Consider the following 14,672-nt stretch of genomic DNA (forward strand, 5'->3'; position numbering starts at 1 on the left):
GCAGTACCGCTCCGACATCCTCGACGGCTTCCTCTCCGGCACCGGCCTCTCCCTCGACCTCCCACCGCCATCACCTTGAAGCGCCGAGGTCAGTATGCGTGCTCGCAGGCACCCTTCATGGAGGATGACCCAGAGCAACGGTGGGTGCTCGCGTTCCATCACCACGCGCCGCCGCATGCGGGCCTCGACCTTGCTCCTGATGTCGCTGATTGGTTCGCGAGGGTATCTGGCCCGAAAGATGGCTTCGGCGTATTCGGGCGTCTGAAGAATTCCTGACACCAGCGTCGTCGAATAGTTCAGGATGCCGACTGAATTTTGTTCGAGGTCGGCGTACGGTGCGAACCATGACGGATGGTCGCCAAGGAGGATCTGTTCACGCAGGCGAACGAAGAGGCCATTCGTCTGAAACACGAGGTCACATTTCTGCGCGAACTTCTCGGAGGGCATCATTGTGCCCTTCTCGACCTTGCTGACATAGCCCTCCGAATATCCGGATGCTATCCCCAGGCCCTTTTGTGTGATTTTACGACCTCGCCGTACTTCCCTGACCTCCACTCCGAAGCGCTGCAGCGGAGTCAAGTAACCGCGTCGATCTTCCTCGGCCACCCCTCTGACCTCCCCTTTTGGCAACGCAAGCGGCACCTCCGCTGGATGCCAAACTTGACTGACGAGACATCAAGTCACTTCAGATTACAGCGTTTGTGGTGAAGTGATGGCCCGACAGAAAAACAAACCCCGGCGACCGCTGTCACGGTCCCGGGGCGTGGCCAACCTGAAAGAGGCAGGCTGACGTGGACGACTCTACCGACTTCTCCCACCCGGGCCGGCTCTTGAGGGCCTGGTACTGGGTGAGGTACCAGCCCGGCGACTGGTGGTTCCTCTACGTCTCGCGTCGACCGGTTTCGCGTCGGCTGCGGGCGAAGCGGCGGCAGCTCCGGGCCGAGCGCGCGGGTCGATAGCAGTACAAGGCCGGGCCCGCCCCCGGTGTGGGGCGGGCCCGGCCATCGTTCACTTCATCAGCGGGTGGTGTAGCCGCCGTTGGCGAAGAGGGTCTGCCCGGTGATCCACCAGCCCTCGGTGGCCAGGAAGGTCACGATCGGCGCGATGTCCTCGATCTTGGTCAGCTGGTTGCCCATCGCCTGGGACTTGTGGAAGGCGACCCGCTCCGGGGTCTCCTGCCCGTAGAAGAACGGGGTGTCCATCGGGCCCGGGGCGATGTTGTTGACGGAGATCCCGCGCGCGGCGAACTCCTTGGCCGCGGCCCGGGTGTAGTGCTCGACCGGGGCCTTGGCACCCGCGTACGTCGAGTAGCCGTCGGTGAAGGCGGCCAGCAGCGAGGTCACGATGGTAATGACCTTGCCGCCGTCGTTCAGCTGCTTGCCCGCCTCGCGGATGAAGAAGTACGCGGCCTTGGCGTTCACCGCGTGCATCGCGTCGTACTCGGCCTCGGTGGTCTCCACGATCGGCTTGCGCAGGACCATGCCGGCCGTGTTCACGGCGACGTCGATCCCGCCGAAGGTCTCCTTCGCGGTGGCGAAGACGCGCTCCACGTCGGCGACCTTGGTCAGGTCGCCCTGCACGGCCACGGCCTCGCCGCCGGCCTCCTTGATCGCCGACACCGTGGCCTCGGCGTCCGGCGCGGTGCGGTCCGAGTGGTAGTGCACGACGACCTTCGCGCCGTCCGCGCCCGCCGTGCGGCTGATCAGCCCGCCCAGGTTCTTCGCGCCAGCGCCGATCAGGACGACCTTGCCTGCCAGGGAGTGGTTGTTGCTCATGGTCTCCGGCTCCTTGCCGAGTGAGAGGGATGTTCGCCCGACCACTGTCCGCCGCGAGGGCGGTCCAGGGCTTGAACAATCGAGCGGATCATGGAACAAACCGCTCACGATCCCGCTTGGCACACGCGGTGACCGCCTCGCCGGTTCGGCATTCCTCACCCGGACGGACCAGAATCGGCAGTATGGCAACACCCGCGACCCCCGCACGGCCCGTACGAGACACCGCTTCCGCGATCAAGCCGCACCTGGTCCGGCTCTCCGGCAGCGGCGCCGATCTCGACGAGGGCGTGGTCGAGCGCGGCCTGGAACGGGCCGGCGGCACCGGCGAGGCGGTGGACGGCCCGACCCGGCACGTCGTGGCGGTCCACACCGGCCGCTCCGCGGACCTCAGCTGGAGCGCCGACGGGCGCCCCCGCCGGGAGCGGTTCCACCGGGGCCAGGCCCTGGTCAACCCGGCCGGCTGGGCCTCCCGCCCGCGCTGGGAGCAGGACGCCGAGCTGATGCTGGTCGCCCTCGAACCGGCCTGGCTGGAGAAGCTCGCCACCGAGAGCGACCGGCCCGGACCGCTGGAGCTCGCCCCGCGCTTCCACCTCACCGACCCGTTCCTCGGCATGCTGATCGAGCGCCTGGTCGCCGAGTACGAGCGCTCGCAGCCCGCCGACCCGCTCTACGCCCAGTCCATGCTCCAGGCCCTCGCGGCCCACCTGATCCGCACCGCCGCCACCAGCGGCCCCGGCCTGCCCGAGCGCGAGGGCGGACTCACCCCCCAGCGGCTGAACCGGGTCGTCGACCACATGAACGGCTACCTGGACGGACGGCTGTCGCTGAACGAGCTTGCCGCCGTCGCGGGCGTCAGCCCCTCCCACTTCACCCGGGCCTTCCGCGCCTCCACCGGCCAGTCTCCGCACCAGTACCTGGTCCGGCTGCGCCTGGAGCGGGCCCGCCGAGCCCTGCTCACCACCGACACCCCGATCGCCGCCATCGCCCAGCTGTGCGGCTTCGCCGACCAGAGCCACCTCACCCGCACGATGCGGCTGCACACCGGCCTCACCCCGGCGGGGCTGCGCGCCGGACGGTGAGTAGACGGGAGTTCGAGGACTCAGACCTCCCCGAGGGAGACGTCCGGGTCGGCCAGGGCCTTCGGGTCCACCACCCGCTGGGAGTGGACCAGTTGGCGGATCGGGTCGGTGACGTCCCAGACGTTGACGTTCATGCCCGCGAGCACCCGGCCGCCGGAGAGCCAGAAGGCGATGAACTCGCGGGTGGCCGGGTCGCCGCGGAACACCACCTGGTCGTAGCCGCCCGGTTCGACGTAGCCGACGTACTCCATGCCGAGGTCGTACTGGTCGGTCCAGGACCCGGGAAAGACCCTCGCGAGGGGAAGACGGGCCTGTCGCTGGTCCTGCGCGCCCACCACGACGCCGCTGGGATGCTCGTAGGCGAGGACGTCATGACGGCCCTGGAGGAGGCCGCGCGCGAGCAGGAGACCGCCCGGCGGGGCGAGCCGCAGGAACAGAACGGGCAGCCGCAATCACCATCGCTTCAGCGGCATCGGCGGGTGCGGCGAAGCCGGAGCCGAGGTCCTGCCCCTTCCGGTGCTGGAGAAGCGCCTGACGCGCGGATGGCAGTGCTTCCTCCTCGCCCGTTCCTCTGACCTTCCCGCTGACGTGATCGAACCATGGGCCCGCGAAGCCGGCCCCGGGCCCGAAGACCGCGAAGGCCTCTGGCCGCGGTACCCGCGCAGTCCGCACGAGCAGCTCTTCGGCGAGGACCTCGGCCTGGCACAGGGCGCCACACGGGCAGCCTGGCTCGCGTACGAGCACCAGGATGCGGAACGCAACCTGCGTCTGCTCGCCGTGGCCCGTGGCGTGCGGGACCTTCGGACACTGGACGGCGGGTACGACGACCACGGTCGGTCTCTCAGTCTTCCACGCCCGGTGTGGCTGGGGCTGCTGGCCCATGCCGAGGACCTGGACCTCGAGCCGTTCGAGGCCCCGGACGCCGGGCGATGGCGCGGTAATGGCAGTGGCATTCCCCTTGGTGTCCTTGCTGACGTGCAGGTCTACACGACCAACGCCAATCCCCGGATCCAGGGCAAGGGACACTCGCCCTTCTGCCCGCACGCCCGGGAACGCGGCGTCGTCGCGGGCGACGACCTGCTGACCGTCGCCGACCTGCTCGACGACGACGGCTACGACTGGTGCAGCAAGTGCCGGGGCTACGCCATCCGCCGCCTGACGGACACCCAGCTGTCCCACTACCGCGCCGCCCACCGCCTCCACGACATCGCGCAGGAACTCGACCCCGAGCGAGGCGGCCATGACCGCCTCGACACGCAAACGATCACCCGACAGCTTCGCGAGCTCGCCGACTGGCGCCCTGCCGGCGAAGACCACTGGGACACCGGCGGAGCGCGCCGCTGGCGGCGCATCGTCCACGAGCTGCAGGCCAAGGCCGAAGCCGCCGGACGCGGCACACCATGACAGCTTTCCGCACTCTTGCCCGCACACGCCGCAGCACTGAACAGAGACATCATGAACACCACACCGACCAGCGATCTGTCGCCGCGCGCCGCAGGTCCTCAGCTCCTCGTCCGGCTCACTGCGCCGCTTCGACAGGTCTGCAGGTCGGCCGTGGGTTGTGGGGCTCTTACGGGCGAGGACAGTCCTCGCCAGGGGTTCGTCGTCGAGGCCATGAACGGCCCGTCTCACGTGCCTTGCCAGTCACCGCCGGTACCGCTTCAAAGGCGCTGTGGCGGGCGCCCATTCGATCCGGAGGGGACGCGCGGCCAGCTCGGCGTCGCGCGTACCCTCCGCCTCAGAGAACCTCGTCGGTCTCGGGCTAGAGCTTGTACATCGTGGCGTAGGGCTGGGTGATGCGTTCGCGCCGCGATCCGAAGTCGACGAGTACCGCGATATCGCTGTCTCCTTCGACCTCGATGGCCCGGCCGAGGCCGTACGTGTCGTGGGTGACGCGGTCGCCGACGGCGAAGTGCTTGCGTGGCGTTTCGATCCGGGCCTTGAAGGGGCTGGTGGGAAGGGCGCGGCGGACTGCTACAGATCTTCTCATTCCCTGCAGTATGCGCCGAAAATCGCGGGAGCGGGTCTCTCCGGTGCAATCGATTTCTGAGCCGCGGCAGGAGTTTCGCGTACGCGGTCCGAAATGATCACGGACGGTGCCGGTGGGCGCGCTGCGTGGCCGGTGCGGCGGGGCGGGTCCGTCCTTGGCGCCGGTGGGGTTCGCCCATCCGAGGAGGGTGGGTCGCGGGCGTCGAGAGGGCGGAGCTTCCAGGCCAACTAGTGTGTTTTTCATGTGTGTTGGCGGTCATCTCGCCTCGCGCCCTATGGCCCCGGGGAAGGGGGCCTGCAGAACCGGGGGTGGAATTTCCGCCCGTGGCGAGCCTGGGCCTGCTAGAGTCGTTGTAGTTGCAGTAGTGGTTCCCATGAACTTTGTGTGCGCCTGCTGATGTCTCGTAGGCGCATTTTTGTTTCCCGGCTCTTCCCCGGGTGGGTGCTCATCGCGGCGACTCGAAGTCCGCGCTGTGCGGGCTTCGAACAGCCCCTTGAAGGAGAATTTTTTATGGCTAATGGCACTGTGAAGTGGTTCAACGCGGAAAAGGGCTTCGGCTTCATCGAGCAGGAGGGCGGCGGCGCTGACGTGTTCGCCCACTACTCGAACATCAACGCCAACGGCTTCCGCGAGCTGCTCGAGGGCCAGAAGGTCGAGTTCGACGTCACGCAGGGCCAGAAGGGCCCGCAGGCCGAGAACATTCGTCCGCTGTAGTTTTTCGCCACGGCACCCGCCTGGTAGCCAGGGGCCCGCACCGCGTACATGATGCCCGGTGCGGGCCCCTCGGCATTGCGCCACAATGCGCACCCCGGCCGTTCAGGCCCCTGGCTCCGCCACCGGCGGCCATCCCCGCGCGAGACGCCCCGCGCCGCGTCCGGATCGGCGCGCCCTGCCGTGACACCCACGGTTCGAAGGTCTTCGCTCCCGCCCTTTGCGGTGAGCGCGGACCCGAGGTGACGTGCCGCACGGTTTCACCGTCCACGCCCGCCCTCTCCATACTTTCGGCCCGTTCCTCGCGATCTCCTGCTGGCGCCCCGCGCTGCGGAGCCGCCTCGCGACGTGCCGCCCCAGGAAGGTTTCCCATGAACCGCTCCAGTCGCTCCGCGTACCGGAACACCAACTCCCGCTCGTCGGCCTCCGCCCGCTCCGGCAGTTCCTACGGATCCCGCTCCGGCGGCAGCTCCTTCTACGGCGACCGGCCTGCCGGCGGCCGCAACTCCCGTCAGGGCTCGTCCCTGCAGGGCGAGTTCGCGATGCCGGTAAGCACCATCCCGGCGCTGCCGGCCGTCGAAGGGTTCGACGAGCTGGACATGCCGAAGGCGCTGTTGTCGGTGCTGACCCGGCAGGGCGTCACCGCGCCGTTCCCGATCCAGGCCGCCACGTTGCCGAACTCGCTGGCCGGACGTGACGTCCTCGGACGTGGACGGACGGGCTCCGGCAAGACCATCGCGTTCGGCCTCGCCGTGCTGGCCCGCACCGCCGGCCGGCGCGCGGAGCCGCGCCGCCCGCTGGCCCTCGTGCTGGTGCCCACCCGGGAGCTCGCGCAGCAGGTCACCGATGCCCTCACGCCGTTCGCCCACGCGGTGCGGCTGCGTATGGCGGCCGTGGTCGGCGGGATGTCGATCGGCCGCCAGGCCCACGCTCTGAACCAGGGGGCCGAGGTCGTGGTGGCCACCCCGGGCCGGCTCAAGGACCTGATCCAGCGCGGTGACTGCCAGCTGGACGGGGTCGGCGTCACGGTCCTCGACGAGGCCGACCAGATGGCCGACATGGGCTTCCTGCCGCAGGTCACCGAGCTGCTCGAACAGGTCGCCGAGGGCGGCCAGACGATGCTGTTCTCCGCCACCCTGGACCGCAACGTCGACCGCCTGGTCCGGCGGTTCCTGAAGGATCCGGTCACCCACTCGGTGGACCCGTCCGCAGGCGCGGTCAGCACGATGGAGCACCACGTGCTGCACGTGCAGAACTACGACAAGGCCGCCACGATCGCGCACATCGCCTCCCGCGAGGGTGGCGTGATCATGTTCATCGACACCAAGCACGGCGCTGACCGCCTGGTGGAGGACCTGCTCGCGAACGGGGTGAAGGCCGCCGCCCTGCACGGCGGCAAGACCCAGCCGCAGCGCACCCGCACCCTGGAGCAGTTCCGCACCGGCCAGGTCACCGCGCTGATCGCCACCAACGTCGCCGCCCGCGGCATCCACGTCGACGGCCTCGACCTGGTCGTCAACCTCGACCCGCCGAGCGACCACAAGGACTACCTCCACCGCGGCGGGCGCACAGCCCGCGCCGGCGAGTCCGGCACCGTCGTCACCCTTGTGCTGCCCAACCAGCGCCGCGAGATGGCCCGCATGATGGCCACGGCCGCCATCACCCCCGTCACCACCCGCGTCAGCGCCGGCGACGACGACCTGGCGCGCATCACCGGCGCCCGGGTGCCCACGGGCATCCCGACCGTGATCGCCGCCCCCGTCGTCGAACGCCCCCGCCGCAGCGCGTCCACGAGCCGCGGGCGCCGCGGACGCCCCGCCCGCGCGGGAGTCGACACCCGCGCAACCGCCACGGGCCGCGACGGCAAGGGCTCCTCCGGCCGCCGCCGGGCACCGCGCCGCGTAGCCCTCTCCGCTTAGCACGTACGTGGGGGCCGGGACTGCCGCCGCAGTCCCGGCCCCCACCACTCGCCAGGCGAACAGCATTCTCGGCCCGCCCCGGCGCACCCGCCGGCCGTCCCACCGTCAGCGCCCTGCCTACCGCCGGTCCCGGCGGTGGATATGCGAAGGAGTCTGCCCATGACCATCACCCTCGAACGTACCGAGACCGCCGCCACGGTCGGAGACCTCATGAAACGCCCTGAGCTGCAGGTCAGCGACGACGTCATGGCCGACATGGCGATGGACATCCTGCAGAGTTCCGGCGCCGACCACCTCCTGGTCCGCGACGAGGACGGCCGCTGTGCGGGGCTGCTGACGCGCCTGCACCTCGCGCCGTTCCAGGCCCGCTCCTGGTACACCGAGCGGACCCCGGTGCGCGACATCGTCCTCGACCGTGGCCCGTTCGCCACCGCTGACATGCCCGCAGACGCGGCGGCCGCCGCCATGCGGGCCCGAGGCCTGGCCGTGTGGCCGGTGGTGGACCATGACGGCCACGCCATCGGCCTGCTCAGTTTCTAGGACCGTCCCGTCGGCGCCGACGCGCCGGCCATCGCCCTGTCCGCTCGCAGTATCCCTCACCGCTGCTTGCGGCCCCGTGTCCCGCCAGGGGAGGCCCTCCGGGCAGTGGACGCGCAGGTCGGTGCGGCCTCACACGACCCCCGGAATCCCGCGGCCCGGAAGCGGCTTCCGCAGGGGTGGAACTCACGCAGCGCCTGGTCGACGCCGGGGCGGTGCAGCAGGGCCGCGACCGGTGGGGCAGGTGCCGGGCGGCCCGGGCGGTGGGGAACGGTCGTCCGGTGCACCGGAACGGGGACTCGTCTCCGGGGCGGTCGGCGGTGTGCGGCTGTCGCCCACCGCGGGCCGGTCTCGTCGCCCTGGTGGGCGGGTCAGGTGTCGGCGGCGGGTTCCTGGCCGTGCTGGGAGGAGCGTAGTTGCTCGTTGATGCGCAGGGCTTCTTCGAGTTGGTCTTCGAGGATGATGATGCGGCAGGCGGCGTCGATGGCGATGCCCTGGTCGACGAGGTCGCGGGCGCGCATCGCGATCCGTAGCTGGTAGCGGGAGTAGCGGCGGTGTCCGCCCTCCGAGCGCAACGGTGTGATGAGGCCCTGCTCGCCGAGGGAGCGCAGAAAGCCGGGGGTGGTGCCGGTCATCTCGGCGGCGCGGCCCATGGTGTAGGCGGGGTAGTCGTCGTCGTCGAGGGAGTCGGGGGTATGCGGTCGGATGGTTGCCGTGGTCACTGCACCTCTTCTTGTTGTGTCGGTGGACGCGCTGAGGGGCCCCGGGGCCGTTGCGGCTCCCGGGGCCCCGAAGGGTTTTACACCATCTGCCGGCCCTGTGGCCGGCTTCCTTGTGTCCGCCTCGCCCCGGGGGAGGGGGCGTGCGGGGATCGCGTATGCGTGACCGGAAACCACCGTCCTTGCCTTGGGGTCTTCGGAATCCGCCCGGGTGATACTTCACGGGCCGGGCGATCCTGATGGCGCTCTGTCCCCTCCGTTCATCCTCTGTACTGACCGAATTACTGCAAACTGCGGGTACTTCCAACTTCCGGGTACTGCGACCTGCTGAACTGCTGGTACTGCGAACTTGCGGCCCTTGCGGTCCGCCGGTTCCGGCAGCCAGCCCCGTGGCCCGTCCTGCTCAACCACCCGGCCTGGAACCCCACTGCCGGACTCCCAGCACGCGCGCCGCCTTCACTGGGATACCGCGTACTGCGACTGCCGGTACTGCCTGACTCAACTTCACCTGCTGGTAATGCACTTGCCGAACTCGGTACCGCTCGGTGGCGGCCCCTGATGCCTGCGGGCCGCCGGGCCCGGCGGCCGACCCTGTCGCCTTGATGAACCATCCCTGGCTTCAGGACCCTGCAACTGTTCCTACCTGCGAACTTCTGTCCTGCTGCCCGCCAGTTCATGTCTGGCGGGTACCGCTTGACCTCGTCTACGAGAGAAACACTAACCACGGTGCGCGGCAATGTCTACTCCGGCGGGCATAGATTTTTCGATGCAGGTCAGGGAGGTATTCTTCGTCCCGCACGGGGCGGGGCGGTCGGCCGCCGCAGCCGCGCCAGGACGGAGGGCGCCGCACAAGGCGGCCAGGAGGACGAGTGAGAAGGAGGCGAGCGCTGGAAGCGCGGCAAACCGCGCGGCAGGTGCGCACCCCCGACCCGCATACACAGGCGTCGCTTGTGGCGGCCATCGCCGAAGCCGTCCGCGACCGGGACGAGCGGGTCCTCCGCCGGCTGCTGGTCCGCTTCGCCGAGCAGGCCGCTATCGCGGACCTGCCCGCCCTGCGCGATGCCATCGACACCACCGGGCAGCACGACGGCCGCCCGCCGGAGACCCGATAGGCCGAGCCGGTCCGCCGCACTCCCGCGCAGCGGCCGAGATCATGGACACGGGTGCAGGCGGCCCGGATGAGGCGCTCAGGGACCACCACTGAGCGCCGGCAGCGGGGCGACCCGCGGGCGGGGTGCGTCCTCTCACCGGGCCCGGGAGTGTGTCACCGGTGTCCCGTGGGTCGGCCCGGCGGGCGGGGTGCGCAGGGCGAGGACAGCGATGTCGTCGCGGCCGTCGCCGAGGTGGGCGTCGGCCAGGGTCCGGCACAGGTCTTCGAGGGGCAGAGCGGCCTGGGCGGCGGCGACCTGGGCAAGGGCGGTGAGGCCGGCGTCCAGGGGGCGGTGGGGGTGCTCGACCGGACGCTCCAGATCATGCGTACGGACCCCGACCGGGCCTGGCGCGCGGCTGAGATCGCCAAGCAGCTGGGCCTCTCCAGCCATCGCGGCGTCAGCGCCGAACTCGGCCGCTCGGTCAAGGAGGGCATGCTCCTCAAGCCAGCCCCCGTGACCTACATCCTTGCACCCGACTGGGCCCCGCCCGACCAGCAAGAACCGCTACACGAAGCGGACTTGCAACCTGCGGATTCACGTTAACTACTCGGCATTGGGGTACTTGCGTGGTGCTGGCACTCCTGTGGCTCTCCTTACGCCTGGATCGTAACCCAGGCTTCAAGGACTCCACGAAGATCAGTGCAGCTCAGCGGCCCCACCAGGGAGCAGGTGTGCGCCGCCTCGGCCGCTGCTGGGGGCCTGCTCCCAGGGCATCACCAGTCAGGTCAGGCATCCCGTGGCGGCGGTTCGCTTGCCCGCCGGCTCACGCAACACCTCGAAGCGGGCACACGGCCAGGACAACCGCCGGACCGTGTTGCCCGATCCGCGCCCGGTCGGGGAGAAGGGCCACTGTCAGGGCCGCGTCGGTGTCCTTCCGGGGTGCGGTCTACTCAGAGGGCGGCGCGGTCATCGGCGACGGCCGCCGCCGATGTGGCGGTCGTTGGCCAGTGCGGTCAGCGGGCCGTACTCACAGGCGAGCTGGTTCCACGTCAGAATTTCGCCACAGCGGGCCGGGAACGTCTTCGGGTCGAATTCGGGCATGGTCCAGGTGCCGGTGCCCCGGTCCCGCAGCCACAGGTCCCCGTCACCGTCGACCACAGTCGGCGGCGCCGGTACGGGATCGGCCTGATCGATGGGATCCCAGGTGACCCGGCCGGGGTGGGAGACGCGGCGCAGCTCGGTGGTGGCCAGCCGTGCGGCCAAGTCGCGGGTGGACTCTTCGGTGTCCTTGACCGACGCGAGCCGGTATGCGTCGTCGAGGACGGGCAGGGCTGGATTCTGGCTGCGCTTGGAACTCATACGCTGGCTACCTCCGTAGGGGGCGCCACATCCGTTATGGCACCCCGTGCAGGAACACGGTATCCGAGGCGGGAGCCATGCCGGTCACTACCACCGTTCAGGTGGAGGAGACCGGGGCGGTGGGGCCTGGTGGTGAGCCGGTCCCGGACATGGCGCGGCCGCGGTGGTTCGGGGTGATGGCGATCCCTGAAAACGGCCACCCGGACACAGGTGTTTGCCGGACCTGCTCACCTGATTCCCCGCCGGTGCTGTGTGGAAGGGTTGGCGTCCGCCCTCCCACAGGCGGGATCGGTCGCTACGCCCGCGGGACCGCGGTGTTGCTCCGGCGGACGCGGGTGGTGGTGCGGTCGTGGAGGCGGGTGCCGAGGGCCGGGACGAGGTCGTTGGTGACGTAGTCGCGGTAGCGGACGTAGGTGGTGGGCTTGAGGACGAGCTGCTTGTCCTTGAGCCAGGTCGTGAGGTAGTCGGCGAGGGTCGGGTTGGGGTCGGCGCTGTAGCCGACGGCCTGGCCATCGATCATCCGGCGCAGTCCTGCTCGGGCTGCTTCGGCGGTGGGGTAGCCGCCGCGGCGGATGTTGTTGCGTCGATGGTCGGGGGAGGGGAGGTCGAGGGAGAAGGTCCAGGTGCCGTGATTGGGGTCGGTGGCGAGCTCGGGGCAGTGGGCTCCCAGTTGCTTGCCACCCTGGTCGCGGCAGCCGCACCGGCGGTAGACGTGCCCGCTGTGGGCTGCGGAGCGCGTGGTGATCACTTCCAACGCGGGTCGTGCGAACAGCCATGCTCATGGTCTCCTGGCGGGCGTCAGCAGGCGGTGAACCCCCGGCCCACACCGTACCCACAGGCGGGTGAAAGGGGCCTCTGATCTGGGGCGATCCCTTGTCGTGGCGACAAGGGGTAGTGGACTCGCTGGCGCTGCTCGGTGTCGCAGGGCGTAGCGTCCCGATATGACTGCTGACCACGGGCTCGAGAGCAGCCGGATCATCGCGCCCTGCGGAGCCGGCTTCGCTCAGATTGCTCACCTGTCGTGGGCGAGGCCGACCAATCCGAGGCGAGTTGACGATCCACTCCGAGCGGGCCGGTGCAACCTGTGGCTGAGGACCCTGGACCGGCTCGGCCTCGGCTTCGACTCCTGACAGTTCGGCTGCTATCCCGGCTGGAGTCGGGGCAGCAGCCGGCAAACGGGAATTTCGGGGTCACGCCGTCCGGCAGCCTATTATCGCTTCTTGGGCCTGCGGACCTGATCCCCGGCTCACCAGGTACGGAGAGGCGTCACCCGGCCTGCTGCCGATGCGTACCCGAGGAAACCCGTGAGCACCGAACAGTCCGTCCCCGTCCCGCAGGTCCTTCATGAGGCCGGCCGCCGACGGACCTTCGCCGTGATCAGCCATCCGGACGCGGGCAAGTCCACGCTCACCGAGGCGCTGGCGCTGCACGCGCGGGCGATCACTTCTGCCGGTGCGGTGCACGCCAAGGGTGACCGACGCGGCGTGACCAGCGACTGGATGGAGTTGGAACGCGAGCGCGGTATCTCGGTGACCTCGGCCGCATTGCAGTTCGGCTATCGCGACCATGTGATGAACCTGGTCGACACCCCCGGCCACGCCGACTTCTCCGAGGATACCTACCGGGTGCTGGCCGCCGTCGACTGCGCGATCATGCTGGTCGACGCGGCCAAGGGCCTGGAGGAGCAGACCCGCAAGCTTTTCGCGGTCTGCCGCCATCGCGGCGTCCCCGTGATTACCTTCATCAACAAGTGGGACCGGCGCGGCCGGGATGCACTCACCCTGCTCGAGGACATCGAGACGCACCTCGGGATCACTCCCGTCCCGGTCGTCTGGCCGGTGGGCAACGCTGGCAACCTGCGCGGCCTGGTCGAAGCGGGGAACACCGAGCAGATGCTGCGCTACACCAAGGTGCCGGCCGGCACGCACGCCGCCCTCGAGGAGCAGCTCACCTCCGAGAAGGCCGCCGAGCAGGAGGGCGAAGCCTGGACGACCGCGCTGGAGGAACTGGAGCTGGTGCTCTCCTCCGGCCCCGGCTACGACCAGGAGGCCTTCGAGGCCGGCAAGATCAGCCCGGTCTTCTTCGGCGCCGCGCTGACCAACATCGGTGTGAAGCCCCTGCTGGACGCCGTGGTCGAGCTCGCGCCGGCTCCCGGGCCCCGCCCGCTGGCCAAGGGCGGCAGCCGCGAGGTCGGCGAGGAGTTCTCCGGGCTGGTGTTCAAGATCCAGGCGAACATGGACCCGGCCCATCGCGACCGGATCGCCTTCGTCCGAGTCTGCTCCGGTGTCTTCGAGCGCGGCATGCACGTCACCCGCGCGGCCAGCGGCCGCTCCTTCGCAACCAAGTACGCACACACTGTCTTCGGGGCCGAGCGCACCGTGGTCGACACCGCGTACCCCGGCGACGTGGTCGGCCTGATCAACGCGAGCGCGCTGCGGGTCGGCGACACCCTTTTCAGCGGCAAGAAGACCGAGTTTCCCCCGCTGCCCGCCTTTGCCCCCGAGTACTTCGCGGTGGCACGGCCCAAGGACATCAGCCGTTCCAAGCAGTTCCGCAAGGGCGTCGCCCAACTCGATGAGGAAGGCGTGATCCAGGTGCTGGTCTCCGACCGGCGTGGCGACCAGGCGCCGGTCATGGCTGCGGTCGGCCCGATGCAGTTCGACGTGATCCTGCACCGGATGGAGCACGAGTTCTCTTCCCCGATCGCCCTCGACCAGCTCTCCTACCGCTTGGCCCGGATCACGGACGCCGACGGCGCCGCAGCCCTGGCCAAAGCCCGTCTGACCAACGGCGAGGTGCTCACCCGCCGCTCGGACGACGTGCTGCTGGCCTTGTTCGCCGACAAGTGGCACCTGAACGCCTTCCAGCGCGCCCAACCCGACATCCTGCTCCAGCCGCTGATCGCCACGGCGGACTGACAGCCGATGTCTCGGTACGGCGGCGCCGCTTGGCATCGGCGATCGGGACGGGCCGTGGTGTCAGCGACGTGTCCTGGTGGAGTGCGTGGTGTGGGCGGTGGGTGTTGTAGTGGTCCTCGAACTCCCGCAGTACGTGCAGGATGGCGCTGGTTCCAGATCAGCGTCCCGCCGAGGAGTTCGCGTCGGCAAGTGAGTGCCCGGCGTTCCATTAACGGGGCCATTACGGGCAAAACGCCAGGATGATCACGACCCGCTCACCGCTGACGAATTGAGGTCGACAGCGCCATCGACTGCTGACCAAACCAACACGAAGGCCGGGCCCGACGCACACAGTGCGTCGGGCCCGGCCTTGTTGCGTAGTAGCGGGGACAGGATTTGAACCTGCGACCTCTGGGTTATGAGCCCAGCGAGCTACCGAGCTGCTCCACCCCGCGTCGGTGACACCGACTCTACGGCACAGGCCGCACCGAACGAAATCTGGCTCTTCTGATGTACCTGTGGGTGTGATCATGCGGGTTGGCGGCGTGGCAGGGTGGGTCGGTTGCCGCCGAGGCAGAGCATGACGAGGGCGATG

The 14,672-nt window shown here is 69.5% G+C and carries 14 protein-coding genes, 1 tRNA gene and 1 pseudogene; 8 read left to right on the forward strand and 8 right to left on the reverse strand.

The annotated features are described in order from the left end of the window. Positions 1–606: Scr1 family TA system antitoxin-like transcriptional regulator (locus ACIG5E_RS38045; protein ID WP_396541665.1), on the reverse strand; the 606-nt coding region annotated here is incomplete at its 3' end. Between the two features lie 410 nt (positions 607–1,016). Next, positions 1,017–1,775: an SDR family oxidoreductase gene (locus ACIG5E_RS38050; protein ID WP_396541667.1), complete on the reverse strand. Its 759-nt coding sequence runs from the start codon at positions 1,773–1,775 to the stop codon at positions 1,017–1,019. Between the two features lie 182 nt (positions 1,776–1,957). On the opposite strand from ACIG5E_RS38050, the gene ACIG5E_RS38055 reads away from it, so the two are divergent. Further along, complete coding sequence (locus tag ACIG5E_RS38055; RefSeq protein ID WP_396541669.1) at positions 1,958–2,854, forward strand: helix-turn-helix domain-containing protein; 897 nt, start codon at positions 1,958–1,960, stop codon at positions 2,852–2,854. Between the two features lie 20 nt (positions 2,855–2,874). Here ACIG5E_RS38055 and ACIG5E_RS38060 read toward each other — a convergent pair. Further along, a pseudogene (locus ACIG5E_RS38060) lies at positions 2,875–3,138 on the reverse strand (oxidoreductase C-terminal domain-containing protein); the annotation flags it as partial. A 232-nt stretch (positions 3,139–3,370) separates the two neighbouring features. On the opposite strand from ACIG5E_RS38060, the gene ACIG5E_RS38065 reads away from it, so the two are divergent. Then, complete coding sequence (locus ACIG5E_RS38065) at positions 3,371–4,258, forward strand: hypothetical protein (protein ID WP_396541671.1); 888 nt, start codon at positions 3,371–3,373, stop codon at positions 4,256–4,258. 358 nt (positions 4,259–4,616) lie between these two features. Here ACIG5E_RS38065 and ACIG5E_RS38070 read toward each other — a convergent pair whose 3' ends face one another. Beyond that, positions 4,617–4,844, reverse strand: a complete 228-nt coding sequence (locus ACIG5E_RS38070) for a hypothetical protein (RefSeq protein WP_396541673.1) — start codon at positions 4,842–4,844, stop codon at positions 4,617–4,619. Positions 4,845–5,354: 510 nt separating this feature from the next. Between ACIG5E_RS38070 and ACIG5E_RS38075 the strand changes: the two genes are divergently transcribed. The 3 genes from ACIG5E_RS38075 (at position 5,355) to ACIG5E_RS38085 (ending at position 8,014) form a co-directional block, all read left to right on the forward strand. Further along, positions 5,355–5,558, forward strand: a complete 204-nt coding sequence (locus ACIG5E_RS38075) for a cold-shock protein (protein WP_035850027.1) — start codon at positions 5,355–5,357, stop codon at positions 5,556–5,558. 368 nt (positions 5,559–5,926) lie between these two features. After that, entirely contained in the window at positions 5,927–7,474 is a 1,548-nt protein-coding gene (locus tag ACIG5E_RS38080) for a DEAD/DEAH box helicase (RefSeq protein ID WP_396541675.1), read from the forward strand. Positions 7,475–7,633: 159 nt separating this feature from the next. After that, complete coding sequence (locus tag ACIG5E_RS38085; protein WP_396541677.1) at positions 7,634–8,014, forward strand: CBS domain-containing protein; 381 nt, start codon at positions 7,634–7,636, stop codon at positions 8,012–8,014. Positions 8,015–8,382: 368 nt separating this feature from the next. On the opposite strand, the gene ACIG5E_RS38090 is transcribed toward ACIG5E_RS38085, so the two are convergent. Continuing rightward, entirely contained in the window at positions 8,383–8,664 is a 282-nt protein-coding gene (locus tag ACIG5E_RS38090; protein WP_396541689.1) for a MerR family transcriptional regulator, read from the reverse strand. 1,016 nt (positions 8,665–9,680) lie between these two features. Between ACIG5E_RS38090 and ACIG5E_RS38095 the strand changes: the two genes are divergently transcribed. Next, a complete protein-coding gene (locus ACIG5E_RS38095; RefSeq protein WP_396541679.1) occupies positions 9,681–9,842 on the forward strand; it encodes a hypothetical protein in 162 nt (53 codons plus the stop codon). A gap of 165 nt (positions 9,843–10,007) precedes the next feature. Then, positions 10,008–10,424 carry a hypothetical protein gene (locus ACIG5E_RS38100; protein ID WP_396541681.1) on the forward strand — a complete coding sequence of 139 codons (417 nt, stop codon included), beginning with the start codon at positions 10,008–10,010 and terminating at the stop codon, positions 10,422–10,424. 363 nt (positions 10,425–10,787) lie between these two features. On the opposite strand, the gene ACIG5E_RS38105 is transcribed toward ACIG5E_RS38100, so the two are convergent. Then, positions 10,788–11,180, reverse strand: a complete 393-nt coding sequence (locus ACIG5E_RS38105; protein WP_396541683.1) for a hypothetical protein — start codon at positions 11,178–11,180, stop codon at positions 10,788–10,790. Between the two features lie 295 nt (positions 11,181–11,475). Then, positions 11,476–11,928, reverse strand: coding sequence for a hypothetical protein (locus ACIG5E_RS38110; RefSeq protein WP_396541685.1), 453 nt, complete (start codon positions 11,926–11,928; stop codon positions 11,476–11,478). Between the two features lie 556 nt (positions 11,929–12,484). Between ACIG5E_RS38110 and ACIG5E_RS38115 the strand changes: the two genes are divergently transcribed. Further along, positions 12,485–14,098 (forward strand): peptide chain release factor 3, encoded by a 1,614-nt coding sequence (locus ACIG5E_RS38115; protein WP_396541687.1) that lies wholly within the window; start codon positions 12,485–12,487, stop codon positions 14,096–14,098. A 360-nt stretch (positions 14,099–14,458) separates the two neighbouring features. Here the strand turns inward: ACIG5E_RS38115 and ACIG5E_RS38120 are convergent. Then, positions 14,459–14,532 (reverse strand) — tRNA-Met (locus ACIG5E_RS38120). Positions 14,533–14,672: the final 140 nt, after the last annotated feature.

The sequence above is a fragment of the Kitasatospora sp. NPDC053057 genome (assembly GCF_044546945.1).
GTDB lineage: Bacteria > Actinomycetota > Actinomycetes > Streptomycetales > Streptomycetaceae > Kitasatospora.

What these genes read in the sequence shown, in the direction of transcription:
- ACIG5E_RS38050 (WP_396541667.1), bottom strand. Translation starts at nt 1,775, where the DNA reads ATGAGCAACAACCACTCCCTGGCAGGCAAGGTCGTCCTGATCGGCGCT.
- ACIG5E_RS38055 (WP_396541669.1), top strand. Translation starts at nt 1,958, where the DNA reads ATGGCAACACCCGCGACCCCCGCACGGCCCGTACGAGACACCGCTTCC.
- ACIG5E_RS38070 (WP_396541673.1), bottom strand. Translation starts at nt 4,844, where the DNA reads ATGAGAAGATCTGTAGCAGTCCGCCGCGCCCTTCCCACCAGCCCCTTC.
- ACIG5E_RS38075 (WP_035850027.1), top strand. Translation starts at nt 5,355, where the DNA reads ATGGCTAATGGCACTGTGAAGTGGTTCAACGCGGAAAAGGGCTTCGGC.
- ACIG5E_RS38080 (WP_396541675.1), top strand. Translation starts at nt 5,927, where the DNA reads ATGAACCGCTCCAGTCGCTCCGCGTACCGGAACACCAACTCCCGCTCG.
- ACIG5E_RS38085 (WP_396541677.1), top strand. Translation starts at nt 7,634, where the DNA reads ATGACCATCACCCTCGAACGTACCGAGACCGCCGCCACGGTCGGAGAC.
- ACIG5E_RS38090 (WP_396541689.1), bottom strand. Translation starts at nt 8,664, where the DNA reads ATGGGCCGCGCCGCCGAGATGACCGGCACCACCCCCGGCTTTCTGCGC.
- ACIG5E_RS38105 (WP_396541683.1), bottom strand. Translation starts at nt 11,180, where the DNA reads ATGAGTTCCAAGCGCAGCCAGAATCCAGCCCTGCCCGTCCTCGACGAC.